This is a genomic window from Ruegeria sp. H6, from assembly GCF_056532975.1.
The window spans coordinates 16132-34843 of the sequence record NZ_JBQFOA010000004.1 but is presented as its reverse complement, the minus strand read 5'-3'; the positions used below and the strand labels follow the sequence as shown (position 1 = coordinate 34843).

The 18712-nt window shown below is 58.4% G+C and carries 19 protein-coding genes; 9 read left to right on the top strand and 10 right to left on the bottom strand.

All coding sequences use genetic code 11. The features are described 5' to 3' along the window. Positions 1 to 6 precede the first annotated feature (6 nt). From pstA to ACR0AG_RS09665, 7 genes are all read right to left on the bottom strand, one after another. On the bottom strand, positions 7 to 1338 hold the full coding sequence (gene pstA, locus ACR0AG_RS09695) for a phosphate ABC transporter permease PstA (RefSeq protein ID WP_480838233.1): 1332 nt from the start codon (positions 1336 to 1338) through the stop codon (positions 7 to 9). After that, the gene (pstC, locus tag ACR0AG_RS09690) at positions 1335 to 2807 is read right to left on the bottom strand and encodes a phosphate ABC transporter permease subunit PstC (RefSeq protein WP_480838231.1); all 1473 of its coding nucleotides are present in this window, start codon (positions 2805 to 2807) and stop codon (positions 1335 to 1337) included. The genes pstA and pstC overlap by 4 nt, the downstream gene beginning before the upstream one ends. A gap of 87 nt (positions 2808 to 2894) precedes the next feature. Continuing rightward, the gene (locus ACR0AG_RS09685) at positions 2895 to 3935 is read right to left on the bottom strand and encodes a substrate-binding domain-containing protein (protein WP_480838229.1); all 1041 of its coding nucleotides are present in this window, start codon (positions 3933 to 3935) and stop codon (positions 2895 to 2897) included. Between the two features lie 185 nt (positions 3936 to 4120). Beyond that, positions 4121 to 5167 carry a sensor histidine kinase gene (locus tag ACR0AG_RS09680; RefSeq protein WP_480838227.1) on the bottom strand — a complete coding sequence of 349 codons (1047 nt, stop codon included), beginning with the start codon at positions 5165 to 5167 and terminating at the stop codon, positions 4121 to 4123. Between the two features lie 17 nt (positions 5168 to 5184). Continuing rightward, complete coding sequence (locus tag ACR0AG_RS09675) at positions 5185 to 5718, bottom strand: gamma carbonic anhydrase family protein (RefSeq protein ID WP_480838225.1); 534 nt, start codon at positions 5716 to 5718, stop codon at positions 5185 to 5187. Continuing rightward, positions 5715 to 6356: a guanylate kinase gene (gene gmk, locus ACR0AG_RS09670; protein WP_480838223.1), complete on the bottom strand. Its 642-nt coding sequence runs from the start codon at positions 6354 to 6356 to the stop codon at positions 5715 to 5717. Before gmk ends, ACR0AG_RS09675 begins: the two co-directional genes overlap by 4 nt. 9 nt (positions 6357 to 6365) lie before the next feature. Further along, positions 6366 to 7256, bottom strand: a complete 891-nt coding sequence (locus ACR0AG_RS09665; RefSeq protein ID WP_480838222.1) for a YicC/YloC family endoribonuclease — start codon at positions 7254 to 7256, stop codon at positions 6366 to 6368. Between the two features lie 286 nt (positions 7257 to 7542). On the opposite strand from ACR0AG_RS09665, the gene ACR0AG_RS09660 reads away from it, so the two are divergent. After that, positions 7543 to 8175 carry a PAS domain-containing protein gene (locus tag ACR0AG_RS09660; protein ID WP_480838220.1) on the top strand — a complete coding sequence of 211 codons (633 nt, stop codon included), beginning with the start codon at positions 7543 to 7545 and terminating at the stop codon, positions 8173 to 8175. 45 nt (positions 8176 to 8220) lie between these two features. Here the strand turns inward: ACR0AG_RS09660 and ACR0AG_RS09655 are convergent, their stop codons facing one another. Then, positions 8221 to 9591: a class II 3-deoxy-7-phosphoheptulonate synthase gene (locus tag ACR0AG_RS09655; RefSeq protein WP_480838218.1), complete on the bottom strand. Its 1371-nt coding sequence runs from the start codon at positions 9589 to 9591 to the stop codon at positions 8221 to 8223. Positions 9592 to 9758: 167 nt separating this feature from the next. On the opposite strand from ACR0AG_RS09655, the gene ACR0AG_RS09650 reads away from it, so the two are divergent. Beyond that, on the top strand, positions 9759 to 10763 hold the full coding sequence (locus ACR0AG_RS09650) for a GlxA family transcriptional regulator (protein ID WP_480838216.1): 1005 nt from the start codon (positions 9759 to 9761) through the stop codon (positions 10761 to 10763). Here ACR0AG_RS09650 and ACR0AG_RS09645 read toward each other — a convergent pair. Together ACR0AG_RS09645 and ACR0AG_RS09640 are read right to left on the bottom strand one after the other, a co-directional pair. Continuing rightward, positions 10760 to 11326, bottom strand: a complete 567-nt coding sequence (locus ACR0AG_RS09645; protein WP_480838214.1) for a GNAT family N-acetyltransferase — start codon at positions 11324 to 11326, stop codon at positions 10760 to 10762. The genes ACR0AG_RS09650 and ACR0AG_RS09645 overlap by 4 nt on opposite strands. A gap of 31 nt (positions 11327 to 11357) precedes the next feature. Next, positions 11358 to 12455 carry a PQQ-dependent sugar dehydrogenase gene (locus tag ACR0AG_RS09640; protein WP_480838212.1) on the bottom strand — a complete coding sequence of 366 codons (1098 nt, stop codon included), beginning with the start codon at positions 12453 to 12455 and terminating at the stop codon, positions 11358 to 11360. Between the two features lie 166 nt (positions 12456 to 12621). On the opposite strand from ACR0AG_RS09640, the gene ACR0AG_RS09635 reads away from it, so the two are divergent. The 7 genes from ACR0AG_RS09635 (at position 12622) to ACR0AG_RS09605 (ending at position 18676) form a co-directional block, all read left to right on the top strand. Beyond that, the gene (locus ACR0AG_RS09635; protein WP_480838210.1) at positions 12622 to 13803 is read left to right on the top strand and encodes an ABC transporter substrate-binding protein; all 1182 of its coding nucleotides are present in this window, start codon (positions 12622 to 12624) and stop codon (positions 13801 to 13803) included. Positions 13804 to 13909: 106 nt separating this feature from the next. Continuing rightward, the gene (locus ACR0AG_RS09630; RefSeq protein ID WP_480838208.1) at positions 13910 to 14698 is read left to right on the top strand and encodes an ABC transporter ATP-binding protein; all 789 of its coding nucleotides are present in this window, start codon (positions 13910 to 13912) and stop codon (positions 14696 to 14698) included. A 33-nt stretch (positions 14699 to 14731) separates the two neighbouring features. Beyond that, complete coding sequence (locus tag ACR0AG_RS09625) at positions 14732 to 15445, top strand: ABC transporter ATP-binding protein (RefSeq protein WP_480838206.1); 714 nt, start codon at positions 14732 to 14734, stop codon at positions 15443 to 15445. A 98-nt stretch (positions 15446 to 15543) separates the two neighbouring features. Continuing rightward, positions 15544 to 15924, top strand: coding sequence for a hypothetical protein (locus ACR0AG_RS09620; RefSeq protein ID WP_480838204.1), 381 nt, complete (start codon positions 15544 to 15546; stop codon positions 15922 to 15924). Next, entirely contained in the window at positions 15924 to 16934 is a 1011-nt protein-coding gene (locus tag ACR0AG_RS09615; RefSeq protein WP_480838202.1) for a branched-chain amino acid ABC transporter permease, read from the top strand. Before ACR0AG_RS09620 ends, ACR0AG_RS09615 begins: the two co-directional genes overlap by 1 nt. After that, entirely contained in the window at positions 16931 to 18244 is a 1314-nt protein-coding gene (locus ACR0AG_RS09610) for a branched-chain amino acid ABC transporter permease (protein ID WP_480838200.1), read from the top strand. The genes ACR0AG_RS09615 and ACR0AG_RS09610 overlap by 4 nt, the downstream gene beginning before the upstream one ends. Positions 18245 to 18421: 177 nt before the next feature. Then, the gene (locus tag ACR0AG_RS09605; RefSeq protein WP_480838198.1) at positions 18422 to 18676 is read left to right on the top strand and encodes a hypothetical protein; all 255 of its coding nucleotides are present in this window, start codon (positions 18422 to 18424) and stop codon (positions 18674 to 18676) included. The last annotated feature ends 36 nt before the right edge of the window (positions 18677 to 18712 follow it).

Sequence of the window (18712 nt, the reverse complement as noted above, 5' to 3'; positions counted from 1 at the left end):
CTCCATTTACCAGCGGCGTTCAAAGCGGCGGCGCAGGATGATTGCGATGATATTCATGGTCAGCAGGAACATCAAAAGGATGATGATGCCGCCCCAGGCTTTCTCATAGAACCCCACATCGGCACGCGCGGCCCAGGTGTAGATCTGCGCTGGCATGGCCGAGTTCGGCTCGGTAAAGCCAGCCAGAAACCCATCGGGATAGCCGCGGGCGACAAAACCCACCATGCCGATCAGCAAAAGCGGCGCGGTTTCCCCCAGTGCTTGGGCCAGACCGATGATCGTGCCCGTCAAGATACCGGGCGCGGCCAGCGGCAGAACGTGGTGAAACACCGCCTGCATTTTCGAGGCCCCTACCCCAAGTGCCGCATCCCGGATCGATGGCGGCACCGCCTTGAGCGAGGCACGGGTCGAGATGATGATCGTCGGCAGCGTCATCAGGGTCAGGACCAGTCCACCCACCAGTGGCGCCGATTGCGGCAGGTGCATGAACTGGATGAACACGGCCAGACCCAGAATACCGAATACGATGGACGGCACAGCGGCGAGGTTCGAGATATTGACCTCAATCAGATCGGTGAACCGGTTTTGCGGCGCGAACTCTTCCAGATAGATCGAGGCCGCAACACCGATCGGCAGCGACAACGCCAGAACCACCAGCATCATGAAGAACGACCCGACGACCGAGGCCCCGATGCCAGCACCGCCGGGGTTGTCCACGCCTGAATCCGCACCGGTGATGAAGGGCCAGTTGAAGGCCTGCTTGATGATGCCAGCTTCTTTCAGCGCATCAACGAGGTCCAGATCGCTCAGTTGCAGGAAACGGCTGTCTTGCAGGGTGTCGCGTGACACGCGGCCCTTGAAATAGCCATCAACCCTGCTGGAAGCCGCCAGATCGAACATCACCGATTCTCCCAGCGTGTCGGGATTGTTCTGATAGAATTCCCGAAGCGTGCCACCGACTTTGCCCAACAGGCGTTCGATTGCATCCGCATCGAAATCGACCTGAATACCGCTTTCGGCCAGCTCATCATTCAGTTGCGCGATGAACAGGTCTGAATAGGCTTTGGTTTTGAACAGTGTCGCTTCTGCTTCATCCCGTTGCGCCGGATCCAGCGTGAATTCAACACTCACCACTGTGCGCTGAAAGGCCGGGATGCCTTGCGACAGGATCGAGGCAAAGAGGACGACCAGAAAGAACAGGCCGGTCGCTATGGCAACGATCCCATAGGCGCGGAACCGTTTTTCGGCATTGGCCCGTTTCTTCGTGCGCGCGTCGGCTGCGGTCAGCGATGTCGTCTTTCGGCCGCTTTCGGGGCTATGCATGCTGGCGTCGGTCATTCGTACTGCTCCCGATATTTGCGCACGATATAAAGGGCGAAGACGTTCAGCCCGAGGGTCAGAACAAAGAGCGTCATGCCAAGGGCGAAGGCCACCAATGCCTCGGGCGAGGCGAAGTCGGCATCCCCGGTCAACTGGCTGACGATCTTGGCAGTCACAGTGGTCATGGCCTCGAATGGGTTCAGGTTCAGCCGGGCCGCGGCCCCTGCCCCAAGCACTACGATCATGGTTTCCCCAATCGCGCGCGAAGCGGCCAGAAGGATGGCACCCACGATGCCCGGCAACGCAGCCGGCAGCACCACTTGGCGGATGGTTTCGGACTGCGTCGCACCCAGCCCGTAGGACCCATCCCGCATCGCCTGCGGCACCGCGTTGATGATGTCGTCGGACAGGGACGAGACAAACGGGATCAGCATGATGCCCATGACCAGTCCAGCGGTCATGACCGCGGTGCCAGCTTTCATCCAACCGAGCCCATTGTCGCCAAAGATATCCAGCAGCAGCGGACCGACGGTCAGCAAGGCAAACAGGCCGTAAACGATGGTCGGGATACCGGCCAGCACCTCAAGCATCGGCTTGGCAACAGCCCGCACCTTGGGTGACGCATATTCGCTGAGATAGATTGCCGCGAACAAGCCGATGGGAACAGCAACCAACAGTGCCACGATCGAGATGTAGAATGTGCCCCACAGAAGCGGGATGATACCCAGTTCCGATGACCCTCCGCGCCCCGAAAAGCTGGGCGACCAGGTCAGGCCGAAAAAGAAGTCCGACGCCGGGTAGAGCTTGAAGAACTCCCACGTGTTGAACACCAGCGACAGCACGATACCCACCGTGGTCAGGATCGCAATCGACGCCGCCGCCAACAACAGGATGCCCACGCCCTGCTCAACCACGTTGCGGGCGCGGTAATCGGCCTTTGTCTGCAGCCAGCCCACCGCGGACCCGATCAACGCGACCAGCAAAACGGCTACGGTCATGATGCCATAGCCGGTGGCGTTCATCATCCGGTAGGTCTGTGCCGCGTTCAGAACCGGTTGTGTGATGTCAGAGGTCACCACCTGCCCTGCATCTTTCAGACGCTGGGTCACATCGGCCAGATCGGTCCGAAAGTTCCTTGCGTCCTCCTCGGTCATGTTGCCAAGGGCGACGGCATTGTCCAAACCGGTCGCCGTGCGGCGCACCTCGGCCATCACAAGGCTTAGCGAGGACCCCTCTTTGATCGCCGTATCCGGGATCATTTCCGAGACCTGAGAATTCACATAAAGCGGCTGCACCAGCAGCCAGACAATCAAGAGGCCAAAGGCCGGGACAACCGTTTTCAGCAGAACGTTGGCACCGTAGTAGACCGGCAGAGAATGCAGCCCCCGGCTGTCGCCGCCCGCGCTTTGCAGTGCGCGTGCCCGTCCCAGGACATAACCGACCGCCGCGATCGCCAACACGATCAGAATGAGCCAAAGTATCGGCATGACGCCCCCGTTGCTCTTGATTGGGTAAAAGTCGCAGAAGGGGACGGCGGTTTTCGCCGTCCCCGATCTTTCAAACCAAAGCCAGGCTTAGCTGCCCGAACCCATGGTCACTTCGTTCGCGATTGCGTCCTGCGTTTTTGACAGCTCAGGATCGGCAACCAGGCCATAGTTGGCCAGCGGGCTGGACGGACCTGCGATTTCGTCAGCTGTAAAGAACTGAGCGTATTCTTTCAGGCCAGGGATCACGCCGATATGCGCTTTCTTGACGTAGAAGAACAGCGGGCGCGACACAGGATATTCACCGGTCGAGATGGTCTCGGTCGACGGTGCGATACCCGACATGGTGGCCACTTTCAGCTTGTCGGTGTTGTTCTCGTAGAACGCCAGACCAAAGACGCCGATACCGTTGGGGTTGGTGTCGATGCGCGCCAGAGTTTCGGTGTAGTCACCGTCGATATCGACCGACTTGCCATCGGTGCGAACAGCCAAGCATGCATCTTCTGCGTCGTCTTCGCTCATGCCGCCATCGATCATGGCCTGCATTGCGCCGGTTTCTTCACAACCGATCAGCAGAACTTTTTCTTCGAAAACTTCACGGGTGCCGTGCTTGGTGCCCGGGATGAAGCCTGCGATTTCAACGTCAGGCAAGTCCGCATTGAACTCGGCCCAGGTGTTGTAGGGGTTATCGACCACAGCACCGTCTTTCAGGACTTTGGCGCCTAGAGCGTTGAAGATGTCCGATGGCTCGAACGCGTTAAAGGCCGGGCCCGACTGCTGGCTTGCGAAAACGATGCCGTCATAGCCGATGCGAACTTCCATGATGTCGGTCACGCCGTTTTCGGCACAGGCCTTGATCTCTTTTTCGCGGATGGCGCGCGATGCGTTTGCAACGTCGATGGTGTTTTCGCCAACACCTTCACAGAAACGCTTCAGGCCTGCCGAAGAACCGCCCGATTCAACAACCGGTGTCGGGAAATCGGTGTTTTCGCCAAACAGCTCGGCAACGATCGACGCATAAGGCAGAACGGTCGACGAACCAGCAATCTGTACGTTGTCACGAGCCGCAGCAGCAGTGGCCGAAACGGCAGCAATCGCCAGCGCAGAAGCCGACAGTTTCACAAAGGACATTTCAGTCTCCTTGGTAAGCATGTGTTTTGATCACCCCCATGATGATCCCGAGCGCAGCACTAGGAGGCTCGCGTAAGGCTTTTGTGACAGGAACGTAACAGTTTCATGACAACACGCGGCTTGGGTGAAGTTTTTTTCACAACCCTTTAGTCTGGTCGCCCGGATCAGGTCAGAACGGCTGGGTTTCAGCGCGGCAATATCACTGTGAACACAGAACCTTTGCCCAGCTCGCTTTCCACGCGCAGCCGTCCGCGATGACGGTTGATGATGTGTTTCACAATTGCAAGCCCCAGACCGGTGCCGCCCAATTGGCGGGATCGGTGACTGTCGGCGCGATAGAATCGCTCGGTCAGGCGCGGCAGGTGTACGGCATCAATGCCCGGCCCCTTGTCGGCAATCTGGACCCGCACCGCCGGCCCCCGCATTGCGGTATCCCGGTCCGAGGTCAAAACGTTGACCTCCACGACACCGCCGCTGCCACCGTATTTGATGCCGTTTTCGATGAGGTTGGTGAAAACCTGTCGCAATTGATCGCTGTCACCCAACAAGGAAACCTCGGCCTCTGGTGCGTTCAGGCTCAGCTTGACCTCTGCGTCTTCGGCCAGGGGTTTCAAGGTGTTGAGGGTCGACTGCAAAAGGCCCGTCAGCTCCACCGGCTCTTTGGGGCGCACACGCTCTTCGCTTTCGACCCGGTTCAGCGACAGCAAATCACCCACCAGCCGATTCATGCGGTTGGCTTCGTCCGCCATGATCTGCAGGAAGCGTTCTCGCGCAGCGGCGTCGTCGCGGGCCGGGCCGCGCAGGGTTTCGATAAAGCCCATCAGCGCCGTCAGCGGTGTGCGCAGCTCGTGACTGACATTAGCGACAAAATCGCGTCGCATATGACTGGCCTGTTCCAGATGCGTCACGTCTTGAAACACCACCAGAACAGCCCCGCCCGACACTGCGCCGACACCTTGCATATAGCGGCACTCGACCTCGAAAGTCGTGTCCTGTGCCCCATCGTTGGACAGGTGGCGTGTCTTGGCTGGCCCCTTGTTTCGCAGGCTGGTCTCAATCGCCTCGATTACCTGCGGCTGGCGCAGGATGGTGGCGAAATGACGGGTCAGAATGCCCTGCCCCAAAAGCGTCCTTGCATCGGTATTGGCTGCTATGATCCGTTCGGTCTGATCCACCATCAGTGCAGGCATCGGGATGGCCGAGACAAACTCTTCAATCAGGTCCTCTGACATCGTGCGAGGCTTTCGCTTTAGTCGCTGACCGAGACTGGTGACAAGCGATCCCGGAACATGCGCATGTTGTCCTGATAGTGCAGCGCGCTGAACGTGATCTTCTGCGCCGCTGCGTCGTCCAGCTGTCGCACGACTTTGCCCGGGGATCCCATGACAAGCGAGTTATCCGGGATCTCCTTTCCTTCGGTGATCAACGCCCCTGCCCCGATCAGGCTGTTGCGGCCGATCCTTGCACCGTTCAGCACAATGGCGCCCATCCCGATCAGGGAATTGTCGCCAATTGTGCAGCCATGCAGCATCACCTTGTGCCCAATGGTGCAGTTTTGACCAATTGTTAGCGGGTAACCGGCATCGATATGCATGACGCAGTTTTCCTGCACATTGCTGCCAGCGCCCACACGGATTTCTTCGTGATCCGCGCGAATGGTGCAGCCGAACCAGACCGACGCGCCCTTTTCCAACACCACCTGCCCGATCAGATTGGCATCGGGCGCAACCCAGGTGTCTTTGTGGATTTGCGGGACGTGGTCGCCAAGCGCGTAGATGGTCATGACAGTTCCTCGAACTCGGTCTGTAGCTTGCGGATGTGGTCTTGCAGGCGCGGTTGCTGAATGCGGCGCATCCGCTCGGCGGCGACGATGGTCTTCAGTTTTTCTTCTGTCTCGTCCAGATCATCATTTATCAACACGTAATCGTAGTAACCCCAATGGCTGATCTCATCCCAGCTTTTGAGCATACGTTTCGCGATCACATCCGCGCTGTCCTGTCCGCGGCCTTCCAACCTGCGGCGCAGCTCTCGGATCGAGGGCGGCAGGATGAAGATCGACAATGCATGCTTACCCAGGTCCGAGTTTCGGATCTGCACCTCGCCCTGCCAATCGACGTCAAACAGAACGTCGCGCCCCTGTTCAATCGATTCGCGCACCGGACCGGCGGGCGATCCGTAGAAATTGCCGAATACATGGGCGTGTTCCAGCATCTGGCCATCGGCGACCTGCTGTTTGAACGCGTCTTCGGTCAGAAAGAAATACTCTCGACCATGTTCCTCGCCCGGGCGCGGTGCGCGGGTGGTGGCCGAGATGGAAAACCGCAAGCCTTCATCCCACCCCATCAAACGTCGGGCCAAGGTGGATTTCCCCGCGCCTGAAGGCGAAGACAAGATGATAAGCAGGCCTCGGCGTTCCGCCATGTTGCGTTCCTATTCCACGTTTTGCACTTGCTCGCGCATTTGATCGATTACAGCTTTCAACTCAAGCCCAAGCGCGGTCAGATCGGCGTTTTGCGACTTCGAGCATAAGGTATTGGCCTCGCGGTTGAACTCCTGCGTCAGAAAATCGAACTTGCGGCCAACCGCGCCGTCTTGCGCCAAAAGCGCTCGCGCGGCGGTGACATGTGCGCCCAGACGATCCAGCTCTTCGGTAATGTCCGCCTTGACCGCGATCAGCGCCAGTTCCTGCGCGACGCGGTCCGGGTCCGCACCTTGAGTGTTCTCAAGCACACGTGCAAGATTGTCTCGAAGCGTTTGCGCCATCTCCTCGCGGCGGCGTTCGGCGATTTCCGTCGCTTGATGTGTCAGTGTTTCAATACTGTTCAATTGCGCATTCAGAATGCCCGATAACGCCTGACCCTCGGATTGTCGCATGGCGATGAAATCTGCCAGCAGCTCACCGAACTCGGCCTTCAACTGCGCCACCAAGGGCGCTGCATCATCCGCCTCGGACCCGGCCTCAAGCATACCCTTAAGCGAAAGCAGATCGCTGGCCTTGGACTCGGCCAGGGGTATCCCGCGTTCCACCGCCAGGGCCTGGGTCTGCACCAGCGCTTCAAGAGCGGACTGCATCGCGGGGATGTTCAGTTTGATGTCCGATGCCGTTTCTTCTCGGCTCAGGCGCAGGGACAGCGTAACATTGCCTCGGCTAAGTGCTTTGGACATGTCGGCGCGCAACGCGGCCTCAAGCCCGGTCAGCCAGTCGGGCACCCGCAGCCGCAGATCCAGGCCTTTGCCATTGACGCTGCGCAGCTCCCAGCTCCAGCTGTGCGGGCCATGCGCCCCTTTCCCCGAAGCGAACCCGGTCATGGACTTGATCATGCTTGCCCTTTCATCACTTGCCCGGCCTTCGCACCTAATGCCATCGGCCTGCCTTGGGCAAGACCCTGCTTAATCTTCAACTCGTCTGCACAAGTTAACCATTCGTTAAAGTTTTCCTCCAAAATTGAATTAACCCGTGTCAATCTTTTGGCTAAACCAACCGGCGTGCCGGTATCCCGCCAATAGCTGGCATTTTATGAAAAATGCGACTGATCGACGTTAGGGTGATGAAATGAAAACCTTTTTTGGAACTGGTTCCAGCCCAAGCATTGGGAAGATTGTCGCAATGGATCGCTTCGACAGTGGGCGCAGCCTGTCCCCCATCCGACAGGCCGAGGCATATTGGACAGCGCTGCTGGATCAAAGTGACATCCCGGCGCGATCCCAGATCGATCCGCGCGGGCTAGAGAATATACTGGAATACACGTTCATCCTGGAACGTATCGCGCCCGGTCTGGCGCGGTTCAGGCTGGCCGGCAGCCACCTGAACAAGATCTTCGGGATGGAGGTGCGGGGCATGCCACTGACCGCGCTTTTTGAACCCAGCGCGCGCAGTCGGGTCACCGGTCATCTGGATGCGGTGTTCACCGCGCCCGCCATTGCCGAGCTGAGCCTTGAGTCCTCGGGCAAACTGGGGCGGATGCGACTGCAGGCACGCATGATTCTGTTGCCGCTGAAAAGCGATCTGGGGGATGTCAGCCGGGCGCTGGGCGTGATGGTCAGTGACGGTGCGATTGGCGTCACCCCACGGCGCTTTGCCCTGATAGAAGAAAGGGTGCGCCCGGTGGCCGAATTGCACCTTCGCCCAAAGCCTGATGTGCAACACGCGGAATTGGCTGGGTTCGCCGAAGAAGGGCCTGCGTTCAAACCGGCCTCACATCTACGGCTGGTTTCCTCGCGCGAAGACGAGCACAAATGAAAACGGCGGGACAAAGCCCGCCGTCTCATGTGTTGTGATAACCGGTCAGCTTGCCGCGCGTTTCGACCGGTCGCGGCGCAAGTTGGTCAGTTCTTCGGCCACCAGGAACGCCAGTTCCAGCGACTGAGACGCGTTCAAACGCGGGTCGCACGCCGTGTGGTAGCGATCTGACAGATCCTCTTCGGTCACGGCCCGCACGCCGCCGGTGCATTCGGTAACGTCCAGTCCGGTCATCTCGAAATGCACGCCGCCCGGAACAGTACCTTCGGCCTGATGCACGCCAAAGAAGTCGCGCACCTCGCGCAGAACCGAATCGAAGGGACGGGTCTTGTACCCTGTTGCCGATTTGATCGTGTTGCCGTGCATCGGGTCACAGACCCAGGTGACGGTTGCACCCTCTTCCTTGACGGCTTTGACAAGTCGCGGCAGATGCTCACCTGCTTTGCCTGCGCCAAACCGTGCGATCAGGGTCAGGCGTCCCTCTTCGTTTTCAGGGTTCAGTTTCGCCATCAGCACTTTGAGGTCTTCGGCAGTTGTGGTCGGACCGCATTTCAGACCAATCGGGTTCTGAACACCACGGCAGAATTCCACATGTGCCCCATCGGGCTGACGGGTGCGGTCACCGATCCAAATCATGTGACCCGATCCAGCCAGCCAATTGCCCGAGGTCGAATCCAGACGGGTCAGCGCCTCTTCATACTCAAGCAGCAGGCTTTCGTGGCTTGTATAAAATTCAACACTGGAGAACTCATGCGTGGTATCCGCGTTGATCCCGGCCGCATCCATGAAGTCGATCGAGTCCTGAATTCGGTCGGCGATTTCCGAGTATTTCTGCACGTCCTGATCATCGGTGAAGCCCAGCGTCCAGGAATGAACGCGGCTCATATCCGCGAAACCACCGGTCGAAAAGGCGCGCAACAGGTTCAGCGTGGCCGCCGCCTGCGTGTAGGCCTGCAGCATTTTGGCCGGGTTGGGAATACGCGCCTCGGGCGTGAACTCCAGATCGTTGATGATATCACCGCGGTAGCTGGGCAGTTCCACACCATCCACAACCTCGGTCGGTGCGCTGCGGGGTTTGGCGAACTGACCCGCCATGCGGCCCACTTTGACCACCGGCACCTTGGCACCATAGGTCAAAACCATCGCCATCTGCAGCATCACCTTGAACGTGTCGCGGATCGCGTCCGCACTGAATTGTTCAAAGCTTTCAGCACAATCGCCACCTTGCAGCAGGAACGCCTCACCGCGACCTGCGGCCCCCAGATGCTGCTTCAGCCGCCGCGCCTCACCGGCAAAAACCAGCGGAGGATACTGCGAAAGCTGAGCCTCGACTTTGGCCAGCGCGGCCGCGTCGGTATAGTCGGGCATCTGAACCCGGGGCTTGTTGCGCCAGTTCGATTTTTGCCACTCACTCATAGCTTTGTTCTCCGCTGAGTTAATTCAGTGTGTCTCTATACAAAAAGCTTATCCGAGTGACCATATCCTTTTGAGGCTCTTGACGCAGCAAACAAGCTTTGAGCATGTTGACGGGCAAATCTGACTGTGCGACGCCGCAACAGGTACTGAATCAAGGACAGTTCGCCATGCAAGAGCAACGCCAAGTTGTCACTGTGGACAGCCACGCCGACAAACCAAAGCACTATGTATTTGTTCTTCTTGACAAGTTTTCGCTGCTTTCTTTCGCGTCGGCGTTGGACAGTTTGCGCATCGCCAACCGAATGGCGGATCGCCCTTTGTACAGCTGGACCCTGGCTGCCGATGGCGGGGACACGATGCAATGTTCGGCTGGTACATCGTTCAAGGTCGATAGCGATCTGACCGAGCTGCAGCGGGACGATGTGATTCTGCTATGCGGCGGGGTCGACATTCAGGCCGCGACGACCAAACGCGTACTGAACTGGCTGCGGCGAGAGGCGCGTAAGGGCCCGAAGATCGGAGGGCTGTGCACAGCGGCCTATACGCTGGCAAAGGCCGGATTGCTCGACAACAAACGGGCAACGATTCACTGGGAAAACTCTGACAGTTTTATCGAAGAGTTTGACACGATTGAGCTGACAAAGTCGGTGTTCCTGATCGACGGAAACCGGATGACAACCGCCGGGGGCACCTCGTCGATCGATCTGATGCTCAAACTCATCGCGGCCGACTATGGCGAAGACCTCGCGAATGCCGTGGCCGATCAGATGATCTATTCGTCGATCCGCACCGATCAGGATACGCAGCGCCTGTCGACGCCCACCCGGATCGGCGTGCGCCACCCCAAGCTGAGCCAGGTCATCCTGATGATGGAAAAGAACATCGAAGAACCGATCTCGCCCTCGATCCTTGCCAAGGATGTGGGCATGTCGACCCGCCAGCTTGAACGCCTGTTCCGCCGCTACCTGAGCCGCTCGCCAAAGCGATATTACATGGAACTGCGCCTGCACAAGGCACGCAATCTGCTGATGCAGACCGACATGAGCGTGATAAACGTGGCGCTTGCCTGCGGGTTCGCCTCACCCAGCCATTTCTCGAAATGCTACCGCGCGCATTACAACACGACGCCCTACCGCGAGCGTGGCGCGCAAGGCGGGCGGTTGTCGGTCTAATCAAGTTCTTTGGTAAAGTAGTGCAGATAGGGGCGCAGCATCGGCTGATCTAGATAGGTTGTTGTCTCAATCGGGTCCTCTTGTTCCACGAACCCAAGTTTTGGATAGAGACTGCGCATCTCGACATTGGGCGTCAGCGTATCTGCCACCAACCACTTTAGCCCCATGTTCCGCGCCGCGGTTTCACGTGCATGAATCAAGGCGCGTCCAGTTCCGGTACCGCGGGCCTTTTTAGTGACAAAGACGCGTTTGAGCTCGCCGGTTTCCTGATCGAGCCGTTTCATCATCCCGCATCCGATGATCTCACCCTGCCCGTTCCGTGCGACAACAAGGCACCCGTTCGGTGGCAGGTAATCCTCCGAATGGGCCCAGAATTCCGCCAGCGCACTTTCCGGCGCAGCAGGATCAATCCCGAACCCCATCGCGGTCATGCGTTCGACAATCAAAGCATTATATTGCGCCAAGATACCGTTCAGCTCTGCTTTGGGGGGCAGCGTTTTACACAGTTCGATATCAAATTCATCCACTGGCGTCGGCCCGTGCTGGTGGAAAGGCGAATGCATCACAGCACGGACGGCATGACGGATCAATGGCTTAACCTTCGGGCGTCATCCGATAAACCGCGCCTTCACCGACTGAAAGAAACCAGATCGATCCGTCCGAGGCCTCGACAATGTCGCGCACGCGCTCGGTCTCGGCCCCTTTGATCTGTCCGACCTCACCCAAAGGCGAGCCCGACAGACGTGCAATGTAGTCGAATTTAAGCGACCCGACGAAGATATCGCCCTTCCAGGCGGGCCACAGCTTGCCCGAATAAACCATCAAGCCCGAGGGCGCGATTGAAGGGTCCCAATAGTGCGCGGGCTGTTCCAACCCGGGTTTCGAGGTGCCTTCGCCGATTTTGTCACCGGAATAGTGGACGCCATAGGAAATCACCGGCCATCCGTAATTCGCACCGGGCCGCACCAGATTGACCTCATCTCCACCCTTCGCGCCATGCTCGGACACCCACAAACGCCCTTGCGCGTCCAACCCCGCGCCCTGCGGGTTGCGATGCCCGAAAGACCAGATCTCGGGGCGTGTATCCGAATGGCCGACAAACGGGTTGTCGGACGGCACGCTGCCATCGCGATTGATACGGATCACAGTGCCCATATGGTTCGCGCGGTCTTGGGCGCTGGGTCGATCCCCGCGATCTCCGATAGTTATAAAAAGGCTTCCGTCTTTGGCTTCGACCACGCGCGACCCAAAGTGGCGCCCGCCGCTTCCACCGGGGACCGCTTCGAAGATCACCCGCAGATTGGTCAGGCGATCACCGCTCTCCGACAGGCGCGCGACTGCAACCGCCGTGCCCGCGCCGCTTGCCTGCGGTTTCGAAAAGGTCAGGAAAATCTCTCGACTTTGCGCGAAATCGCGCGCCACCGTGACGTCGAGCAAACCGCCCTGCCCGTTTGCCGCCACCTCGGGGACACCACGCACACGCTTGGTTGAGCCGTCCGACACAAAAAGCAGGTCGCCGTCGCGTTCAGTGACCAGAAACTGGCCGTCAGGCAGGATCCCGATGGCCCAAGGCGTGTCCAGACCCCCGACCATTTGCGTCACACGTACAGGTCCAGCCGAGGTTTCAAGGGTATCAGCCACCGCGACGCTGGCGCAGAGGGTCAAAAACAGAATCGCAAAGATGCGCGGCATTTCATTCTCCTACTCTGGCAACGCGACGTGATCGGCCTGCCTAACCACATCAAAGCACATAGGATTACCGCACAAGAAAGCACCTTTGTGTTAGCACTTTTCTTTTTCGCACAGCTTGCCTAGGGTCGTGCCCAGAACGAATACGTTCACAATAGGGAGTAACCATATGAAAAAGCTGCTTACTGCAACTGCAGCATCCGCCTTGCTGGCTGGCACTGCAATGGCTGAAGACGTCAAACTGGGCGTTCTGTTCGGATTTACCGGCCCAATCGAATCGCTGGCCCCCGCAATGGGTTCTGGTGCCGAGATGGCGATGGCCGAGGTCACCGAATCCGGCAAATTGCTGGACGGTGCGACTGTGACGGCATCGCGTGCGGACACCGGTTGTATCGATAACGGTCTGGCGACGTCGAACGGCGAACGCATGATCGGCGAAGGTGTTGCCGGTATCATCGGCGGCGACTGCTCGGGCGTGACCGGGGCGATCCTGCAGAACGTCGCGATCCCGAATGGCATGGTCATGATCTCGCCTTCGGCAACTTCGCCGGGCCTGTCGACCATGGAAGACAACGGTCTGTTCTTCCGCACGGCACCGTCGGATGCGCGTGAAGGTCAAGTGATGGCAGACATCCTGAATGATCGCGGCATCAGCTCGATCGCTTTGACCTACACCAACAACGACTATGGCAAGGGTCTGGCGGACGCGATCCAGTCCTCGTACGAGGCGTCGGGTGGCGAAGTCACCATCGTCGCCGCGCACGAAGACGGCAAAGCCGACTATTCGGCCGAAGTCGGGGCATTGGCGTCGGCAGGTGGCGATATTCTGGTCGTTGCCGGGTATCTGGACCAAGGCGGTCTTGGCATCATCCAGTCGGCGCTGGACAGCGGCGCGTTTGATACGTTCGGTCTGCCCGGCGGCATGATCGGCGACTCGCTGCCTGCAAATGTCGGCCCCGACCTGAACGGCTCGTTCGGTCAGATCGCTGGTTCTGGCGGTGAAGGTGCCGAGAAATATTTCGCCATGGCCGAAGCTGCCGGTTTCGACGGCTCGTCGCCCTATTCGCCTGAATCCTATGACGCCGCTGCGCTGTTCATGCTGGCCATGCAGGCCGCAGGATCGGCCAACCCGGCGGACTATGGCGGCAAGATCATGGACGTTGCCAACGCTCCGGGTGAGAAAATCTACCCCGGTGAGCTGGCCAAAGGTCTGGAACTGCTGGCCGCGGGTCAGGACATCGACTATGTCGGCGCGTCGGGTGTTGAGCTGATTGGCCCCGGTGAAAGCGCGGGCTCGTATCGTGAGATCGAGGTCACCGACGGCGAGAACAAGACCGTCAACTTCCGTTGATCCCAGGTTAACAGCCATAAAATCAAGCAGCCCGGGCCTTGTGTCCGGGCTGTTTCAATGACAAAAGCTGCGCCTCGCTTTTGCGGGGAAACGGCAAGGGGAAAACATGATCGTCGTCGAAGACGTGCACAAGCATTTCGGCGGATTTCACGCGGTGGACGGGGCATCGCTGGAAATCCAGAAAGGTTCGATCACCGGATTGATCGGACCGAACGGGGCCGGAAAAACCACTCTATTCAATGTGATAGCAGGCGTTTTGCCACCGACTTCTGGTCGCGTTTTCATGGATGGTGAGGATATCACCGGCCTGCCCCCGCATGAGTTGTTTCACAAAGGCCTGCTGCGCACCTTCCAGATCGCACATGAGTTTTCGTCGATGTCCTGCCGCGAAAACCTGATGATGGTGCCGGGCGCGCAATCGGGCGAGTCGCTCTGGAACACGTGGTTCGGACGCAAGCGCATCGCCGATGAGGAACGCGCGCTGAAGGCCAAGGCCGACGAAGTGCTGGAGTTCCTGACCATTGAACATCTGGCCGATCACAAGGCAGGTCAGGTTTCGGGCGGGCAGAAAAAGCTGCTGGAGCTTGGCCGCACCATGATGGTCGACGCCAAGATTGTGTTTCTGGACGAGGTCGGCGCAGGCGTGAACCGCACCTTGCTGATGACCATTGCTGACACGATCCTGCGACTGAACAAGGAACGCGGCTATACCTTTGTGGTCATTGAGCATGACATGGATTTCATTGGCAAAATCTGCGACCCGGTCATCTGTATGGCCGAGGGTAAGGTTCTGGCCGAGGGCACTCTGGACGAGATCAAAGCCAATGAGCATGTGATCGAGGCGTATCTGGGTACGGGTCTGAAGAACAAAGACAAACTGGAGGCCGGTGCGTGAGAGTTGTGATCCAGGCAAAGAGGGATCCCCAGTATGGCTGAGCCGTTTTTGATCGGGGACACAATGACCGGCGGCTATGGCAAGGGGCCGGATATTCTGCATGAATGCACGATCTCGGTGGATGCGGGTGAGATTGCCGTGATTGTCGGGCCGAACGGGGCCGGTAAATCCACCGCGATGAAAGCTGTGTTCGGGATGCTGGATGTGCGGGCCGGGTCTGTGCGGCTGGATGGAGAGGACATCACCGCTCTTTCGCCGCAGGATCGGGTGATCAAGGGCATGGGCTTTGTGCCGCAGACCTCAAACATCTTCACGTCGATGACAGTGGAAGAAAACCTTGAGATGGGCGCCTTTATTCGGCGCGACGACATTTCGGGGACGATGGAGCAGGTCTATGACCTTTTCCCCATTCTGCGCGACAAGCGCAACCAAGCCGCCGGAGAGCTCTCGGGCGGTCAGCGCCAACAGGTCGCCGTGGGCCGCGCGCTGATGACTCAGCCGAAGGTGTTGATGTTGGATGAGCCGACCGCCGGTGTCTCGCCTATCGTGATGGATGAACTATTCGACCGGATCATCGAGGTCTCACGCACCGGTCTGCCGATCCTGATGGTCGAACAGAACGCCCGTCAGGCGCTGGAAATCGCAGACAAGGGATATGTGCTGGTTCAGGGGCGGAATGCCTATACCGGCACGGGCAAGGAACTGCTGGCCGATCCCGAAGTGCGTAAGAGCTTTTTGGGGGGGTAACCGAAGTGCAAATTTTGGACTCAACACCCCGTTCACTAGAGTGCCACAGTTTTACTGTGGCTCAAAAGCCAAGAATCCAGTTGAGAAAGACGACCGCCATGGCTTTTGCAATCAGTTTGTCGGCCAATTGTGTGCTTGCAGATGGAACAACAACCTTACCTCAAGTTTTCGAATTAAATTGTGATTGGTCTGACGACCATTTACTAAAAAATGTCGGTCCCCTTTCTGGGACACCAACACTCGCTTTTTCGTCGTCTTCTAAACCTAGCAAACTGGACGCTGCCATTCAGAACAGCCCAATCGAGCAAATTGGCGTTGGTGGGATAAGGCATTTTCTGGTCCCTTCAATGGGACCACCACTTGCGGGATTGACCATAACGGTGTTTCCTGATGGCCGAAGCGTACGTTCACAAATTTACGACACGCGCGGTGATCTCTCAGTTCAATCCAGCATCGGCACATGTGAGGTCATGGAATAATGGACTTCCTCAACGCCCTTGTGGCGCTCTCCAACTTCGTTCTTGTTCCCGCAATCGCCTATGGCAGCCAGTTGGCGCTGGGCGCTCTGGGGGTCACTCTGATCTACGGCATCCTTCGGTTCTCGAACTTTGCCCATGGTGACACGATGGCATTTGGCGCGATGATCGCTGTGTTGGTCACTTGGGGCCTGCAGGCTCTTGGTGTCAGTTTCGGGCCGTTGCCGACCGCCCTGCTTGCCCTGCCTTTTGCCATTCTGGGCTGTATCGTGCTGGTGCTGCTCACCGACCGTTTGGTTTATAGGTTCTACCGGGAACAAAAGGCCAAACCGGTCATTCTGGTGATCGTGTCGATGGGCGTGATGTTCATCATGAACGGCATCGTTAGGTTTATCATCGGCCCGGACGATCAGCGCTTTTCAGACGGCGCACGGTTCATCGTCTCGGCGCGGGATTTCAAGGCGATGACCGGCCTGCGAGAGGGGCTGGCAATCAAAACCTCTCAGGGCATCACTGTGATCGTGGCCGTTGTCGCCGTGGCGTTGCTGTTCTGGTTTCTGAACAAAACCCGCACCGGCAAGTCAATGCGCGCCTATTCGGATAACGAGGATCTGGCGCTGCTGTCCGGGATCAACCCCGAACGTGTCGTGATGATCACCTGGATCTTGGTGGCAGCTCTGGCGACGACGGCAGGTGTGCTGTACGGGCTGGACAAAAGCTTTAAACCCTTCGTGTATTTCCAACTGCTGCTGCCTATTTTTGCCTCGGCCATCGTGGGTGGGCTCGGCAACCCGCTGGGAGCAATCGCAGGCGGGTTCATCATCGCCTTTTCCGAGGTGACCATCACCTATGCATGGAAAAAAGTGCTGACATATCTCGCACCAGAAAGCCTTGCCCCGTCAGGTTTGGTGCAATTCCTGTCGACCGATTACAAATTCGCTGTCAGCTTTGTCATCCTGCTGATCGTGCTTCTGTTTAAGCCCACCGGCCTGTTCAAGGGGAAAGCGGTATGAGTGAGACCGTCAAGAACACGCTGTTGTTTGTCGTTGTCGGCTGTTTGATCCTGCTGACCGGATTTTTCCAAAGCTGGAACGCCGCGATCCTGATCCTGAACATGGGGCTGATCTCGGCCATCATGGCAATTGGGGTGAACCTGCAATGGGGATTTGCCGGTCTGTTCAACGTCGGCGTCATGGGCTTTGTCGCGCTGGGCGGGTTGGCGGTTGTGCTGGTCTCGACCCCGCCGACGCCGGGCGCCTGGGTGGCTGGCGGCTATGGGATTGTTCTGGCGCTTTTGCTGGGGGCAGCGACCGTCGTGGCGGCAGTTCTTGTGGCCACCCGAATGCCCAAAGGTCGGCTGCGGACCGCTTCGATCATCGGCATCTTGATCGTGGGGTTCTTTGTCTACCGCGCCGTGTTTGATCCCAACATCGCCGCGGTCGAGGCCATTGACCCGGCGGTGGCGGGCAATCTGGGCGGGTTGAACCTGCCGGTTCTGCTGGCCTGGCCCGCCGGAGGTCTGTTGGCCGCAGGCGCGGCCTGGCTGATCGGCAAAACGGCGCTGGGCCTGCGCTCTGACTATCTGGCGATTGCGACGCTTGGGATCGCCGAGATCATCATCGCCGTCCTCAAGAACGAGGACTGGCTCGCCCGTGGGGTCAAGAATGTCTATGGCATTCCACGCCCCGCTCCTGTCGTCGGGTATGAGGTCGAGCTGCAGCAAGACCCCGGTTTTATCGCCCGTGCTGAATGGCTGGGTCTTGATCCGGTGCTGGCCTCGACCCTGTCGGTCAAGCTTGGGTATTCACTGCTATTCGTCATTGTTCTGCTTGCTCTGCTCTGGATGGCGCAGATGGCGCTGAAAAGCCCTTGGGGCCGCATGATGCGCGCCATCCGCGACAACGAGGTTGCGGCCGAGGCGATGGGTAAGGACGTCACCCGACGCCATCTGCAGATATTTGTCTTGGGCTCCGCCATCTGTGGCATCGCAGGTGCGATGATGACCACGCTGGATGGTCAGCTGACTCCCGGTACATATCAACCGTTGCGGTTCACCTTCCTCGTCTGGGTGATGGTGATCGTGGGCGGATCAGGCAACAATTTCGGTGCTGTTCTGGGCGCGTTTCTGATCTGGTTCCTGTGGGTGCAGGTCGAACCCATCGGCCTGTGGGTCATGAACCTGATCACCTCCGGGATGCCGGATGGCAGCGCGCTGAAAGCCCACCTGATCGAGAGTGCGGCACATATGCGGTTGTTCACGATGGGATTGATCCTGCTGATTGTTCTCAGATTCAGCCCACGCGGCCTGATTCCGGAAAAATAGCTACAATTCAGGGGAACTGAGCGCTTCATCCTTGCGTTTTGTTGTCTGAATCGTGGAATATCGTTAAACGCTACTGCGACCACTCAACGATCCGGAACAGCCAGGTACATGAGGCATGAGCAGTCTCAAGCTTGCTTTTGGGCCGGAAGTAACAATTACAGGAAGTGCGTGAACACGATGAAAAAGAGCCTGAAAACCGCAGCGATTGCCGTGCCCTTGCTGGCCATCCTGACCGCCTGTGTCCCGTCACCGGAAGACTTCGAGAGCACACCTGTGCAAGTGCAAACACCCAAGGGTGTCGTAACCTGTCAGCTGTATCGCCTGGATCGCGTGATCTGGGATCGGGCAATTGATTTCCCGGCGACCAAGATGTCGGTGAAAGAGGCTGACAATTACTGCAAGCAGGAAGGCGAGCGCCGCAAGAAACGCTAAGGGCTGACAGCGCCTTTGTGCAACTGGGCCAAAGGC

Excerpts from the sequence above, each read along its gene's own strand:
- pstA (WP_480838233.1), bottom strand. The coding sequence starts at position 1,338 with ATGACCGACGCCAGCATGCATAGCCCCGAAAGCGGCCGAAAGACGACA.
- pstC (WP_480838231.1), bottom strand. The coding sequence starts at position 2,807 with ATGCCGATACTTTGGCTCATTCTGATCGTGTTGGCGATCGCGGCGGTC.
- ACR0AG_RS09685 (WP_480838229.1), bottom strand. The coding sequence starts at position 3,935 with ATGTCCTTTGTGAAACTGTCGGCTTCTGCGCTGGCGATTGCTGCCGTT.
- ACR0AG_RS09680 (WP_480838227.1), bottom strand. The coding sequence starts at position 5,167 with ATGTCAGAGGACCTGATTGAAGAGTTTGTCTCGGCCATCCCGATGCCT.
- ACR0AG_RS09675 (WP_480838225.1), bottom strand. The coding sequence starts at position 5,718 with ATGACCATCTACGCGCTTGGCGACCACGTCCCGCAAATCCACAAAGAC.
- gmk (WP_480838223.1), bottom strand. The coding sequence starts at position 6,356 with ATGGCGGAACGCCGAGGCCTGCTTATCATCTTGTCTTCGCCTTCAGGC.
- ACR0AG_RS09665 (WP_480838222.1), bottom strand. The coding sequence starts at position 7,256 with ATGATCAAGTCCATGACCGGGTTCGCTTCGGGGAAAGGGGCGCATGGC.
- ACR0AG_RS09660 (WP_480838220.1), top strand. The coding sequence starts at position 7,543 with ATGGATCGCTTCGACAGTGGGCGCAGCCTGTCCCCCATCCGACAGGCC.
- ACR0AG_RS09655 (WP_480838218.1), bottom strand. The coding sequence starts at position 9,591 with ATGAGTGAGTGGCAAAAATCGAACTGGCGCAACAAGCCCCGGGTTCAG.
- ACR0AG_RS09650 (WP_480838216.1), top strand. The coding sequence starts at position 9,759 with ATGCAAGAGCAACGCCAAGTTGTCACTGTGGACAGCCACGCCGACAAA.
- ACR0AG_RS09645 (WP_480838214.1), bottom strand. The coding sequence starts at position 11,326 with ATGCATTCGCCTTTCCACCAGCACGGGCCGACGCCAGTGGATGAATTT.
- ACR0AG_RS09640 (WP_480838212.1), bottom strand. The coding sequence starts at position 12,455 with ATGCCGCGCATCTTTGCGATTCTGTTTTTGACCCTCTGCGCCAGCGTC.
- ACR0AG_RS09635 (WP_480838210.1), top strand. The coding sequence starts at position 12,622 with ATGAAAAAGCTGCTTACTGCAACTGCAGCATCCGCCTTGCTGGCTGGC.
- ACR0AG_RS09630 (WP_480838208.1), top strand. The coding sequence starts at position 13,910 with ATGATCGTCGTCGAAGACGTGCACAAGCATTTCGGCGGATTTCACGCG.
- ACR0AG_RS09625 (WP_480838206.1), top strand. The coding sequence starts at position 14,732 with ATGGCTGAGCCGTTTTTGATCGGGGACACAATGACCGGCGGCTATGGC.
- ACR0AG_RS09620 (WP_480838204.1), top strand. The coding sequence starts at position 15,544 with ATGGCTTTTGCAATCAGTTTGTCGGCCAATTGTGTGCTTGCAGATGGA.
- ACR0AG_RS09615 (WP_480838202.1), top strand. The coding sequence starts at position 15,924 with ATGGACTTCCTCAACGCCCTTGTGGCGCTCTCCAACTTCGTTCTTGTT.
- ACR0AG_RS09610 (WP_480838200.1), top strand. The coding sequence starts at position 16,931 with ATGAGTGAGACCGTCAAGAACACGCTGTTGTTTGTCGTTGTCGGCTGT.
- ACR0AG_RS09605 (WP_480838198.1), top strand. The coding sequence starts at position 18,422 with ATGAAAAAGAGCCTGAAAACCGCAGCGATTGCCGTGCCCTTGCTGGCC.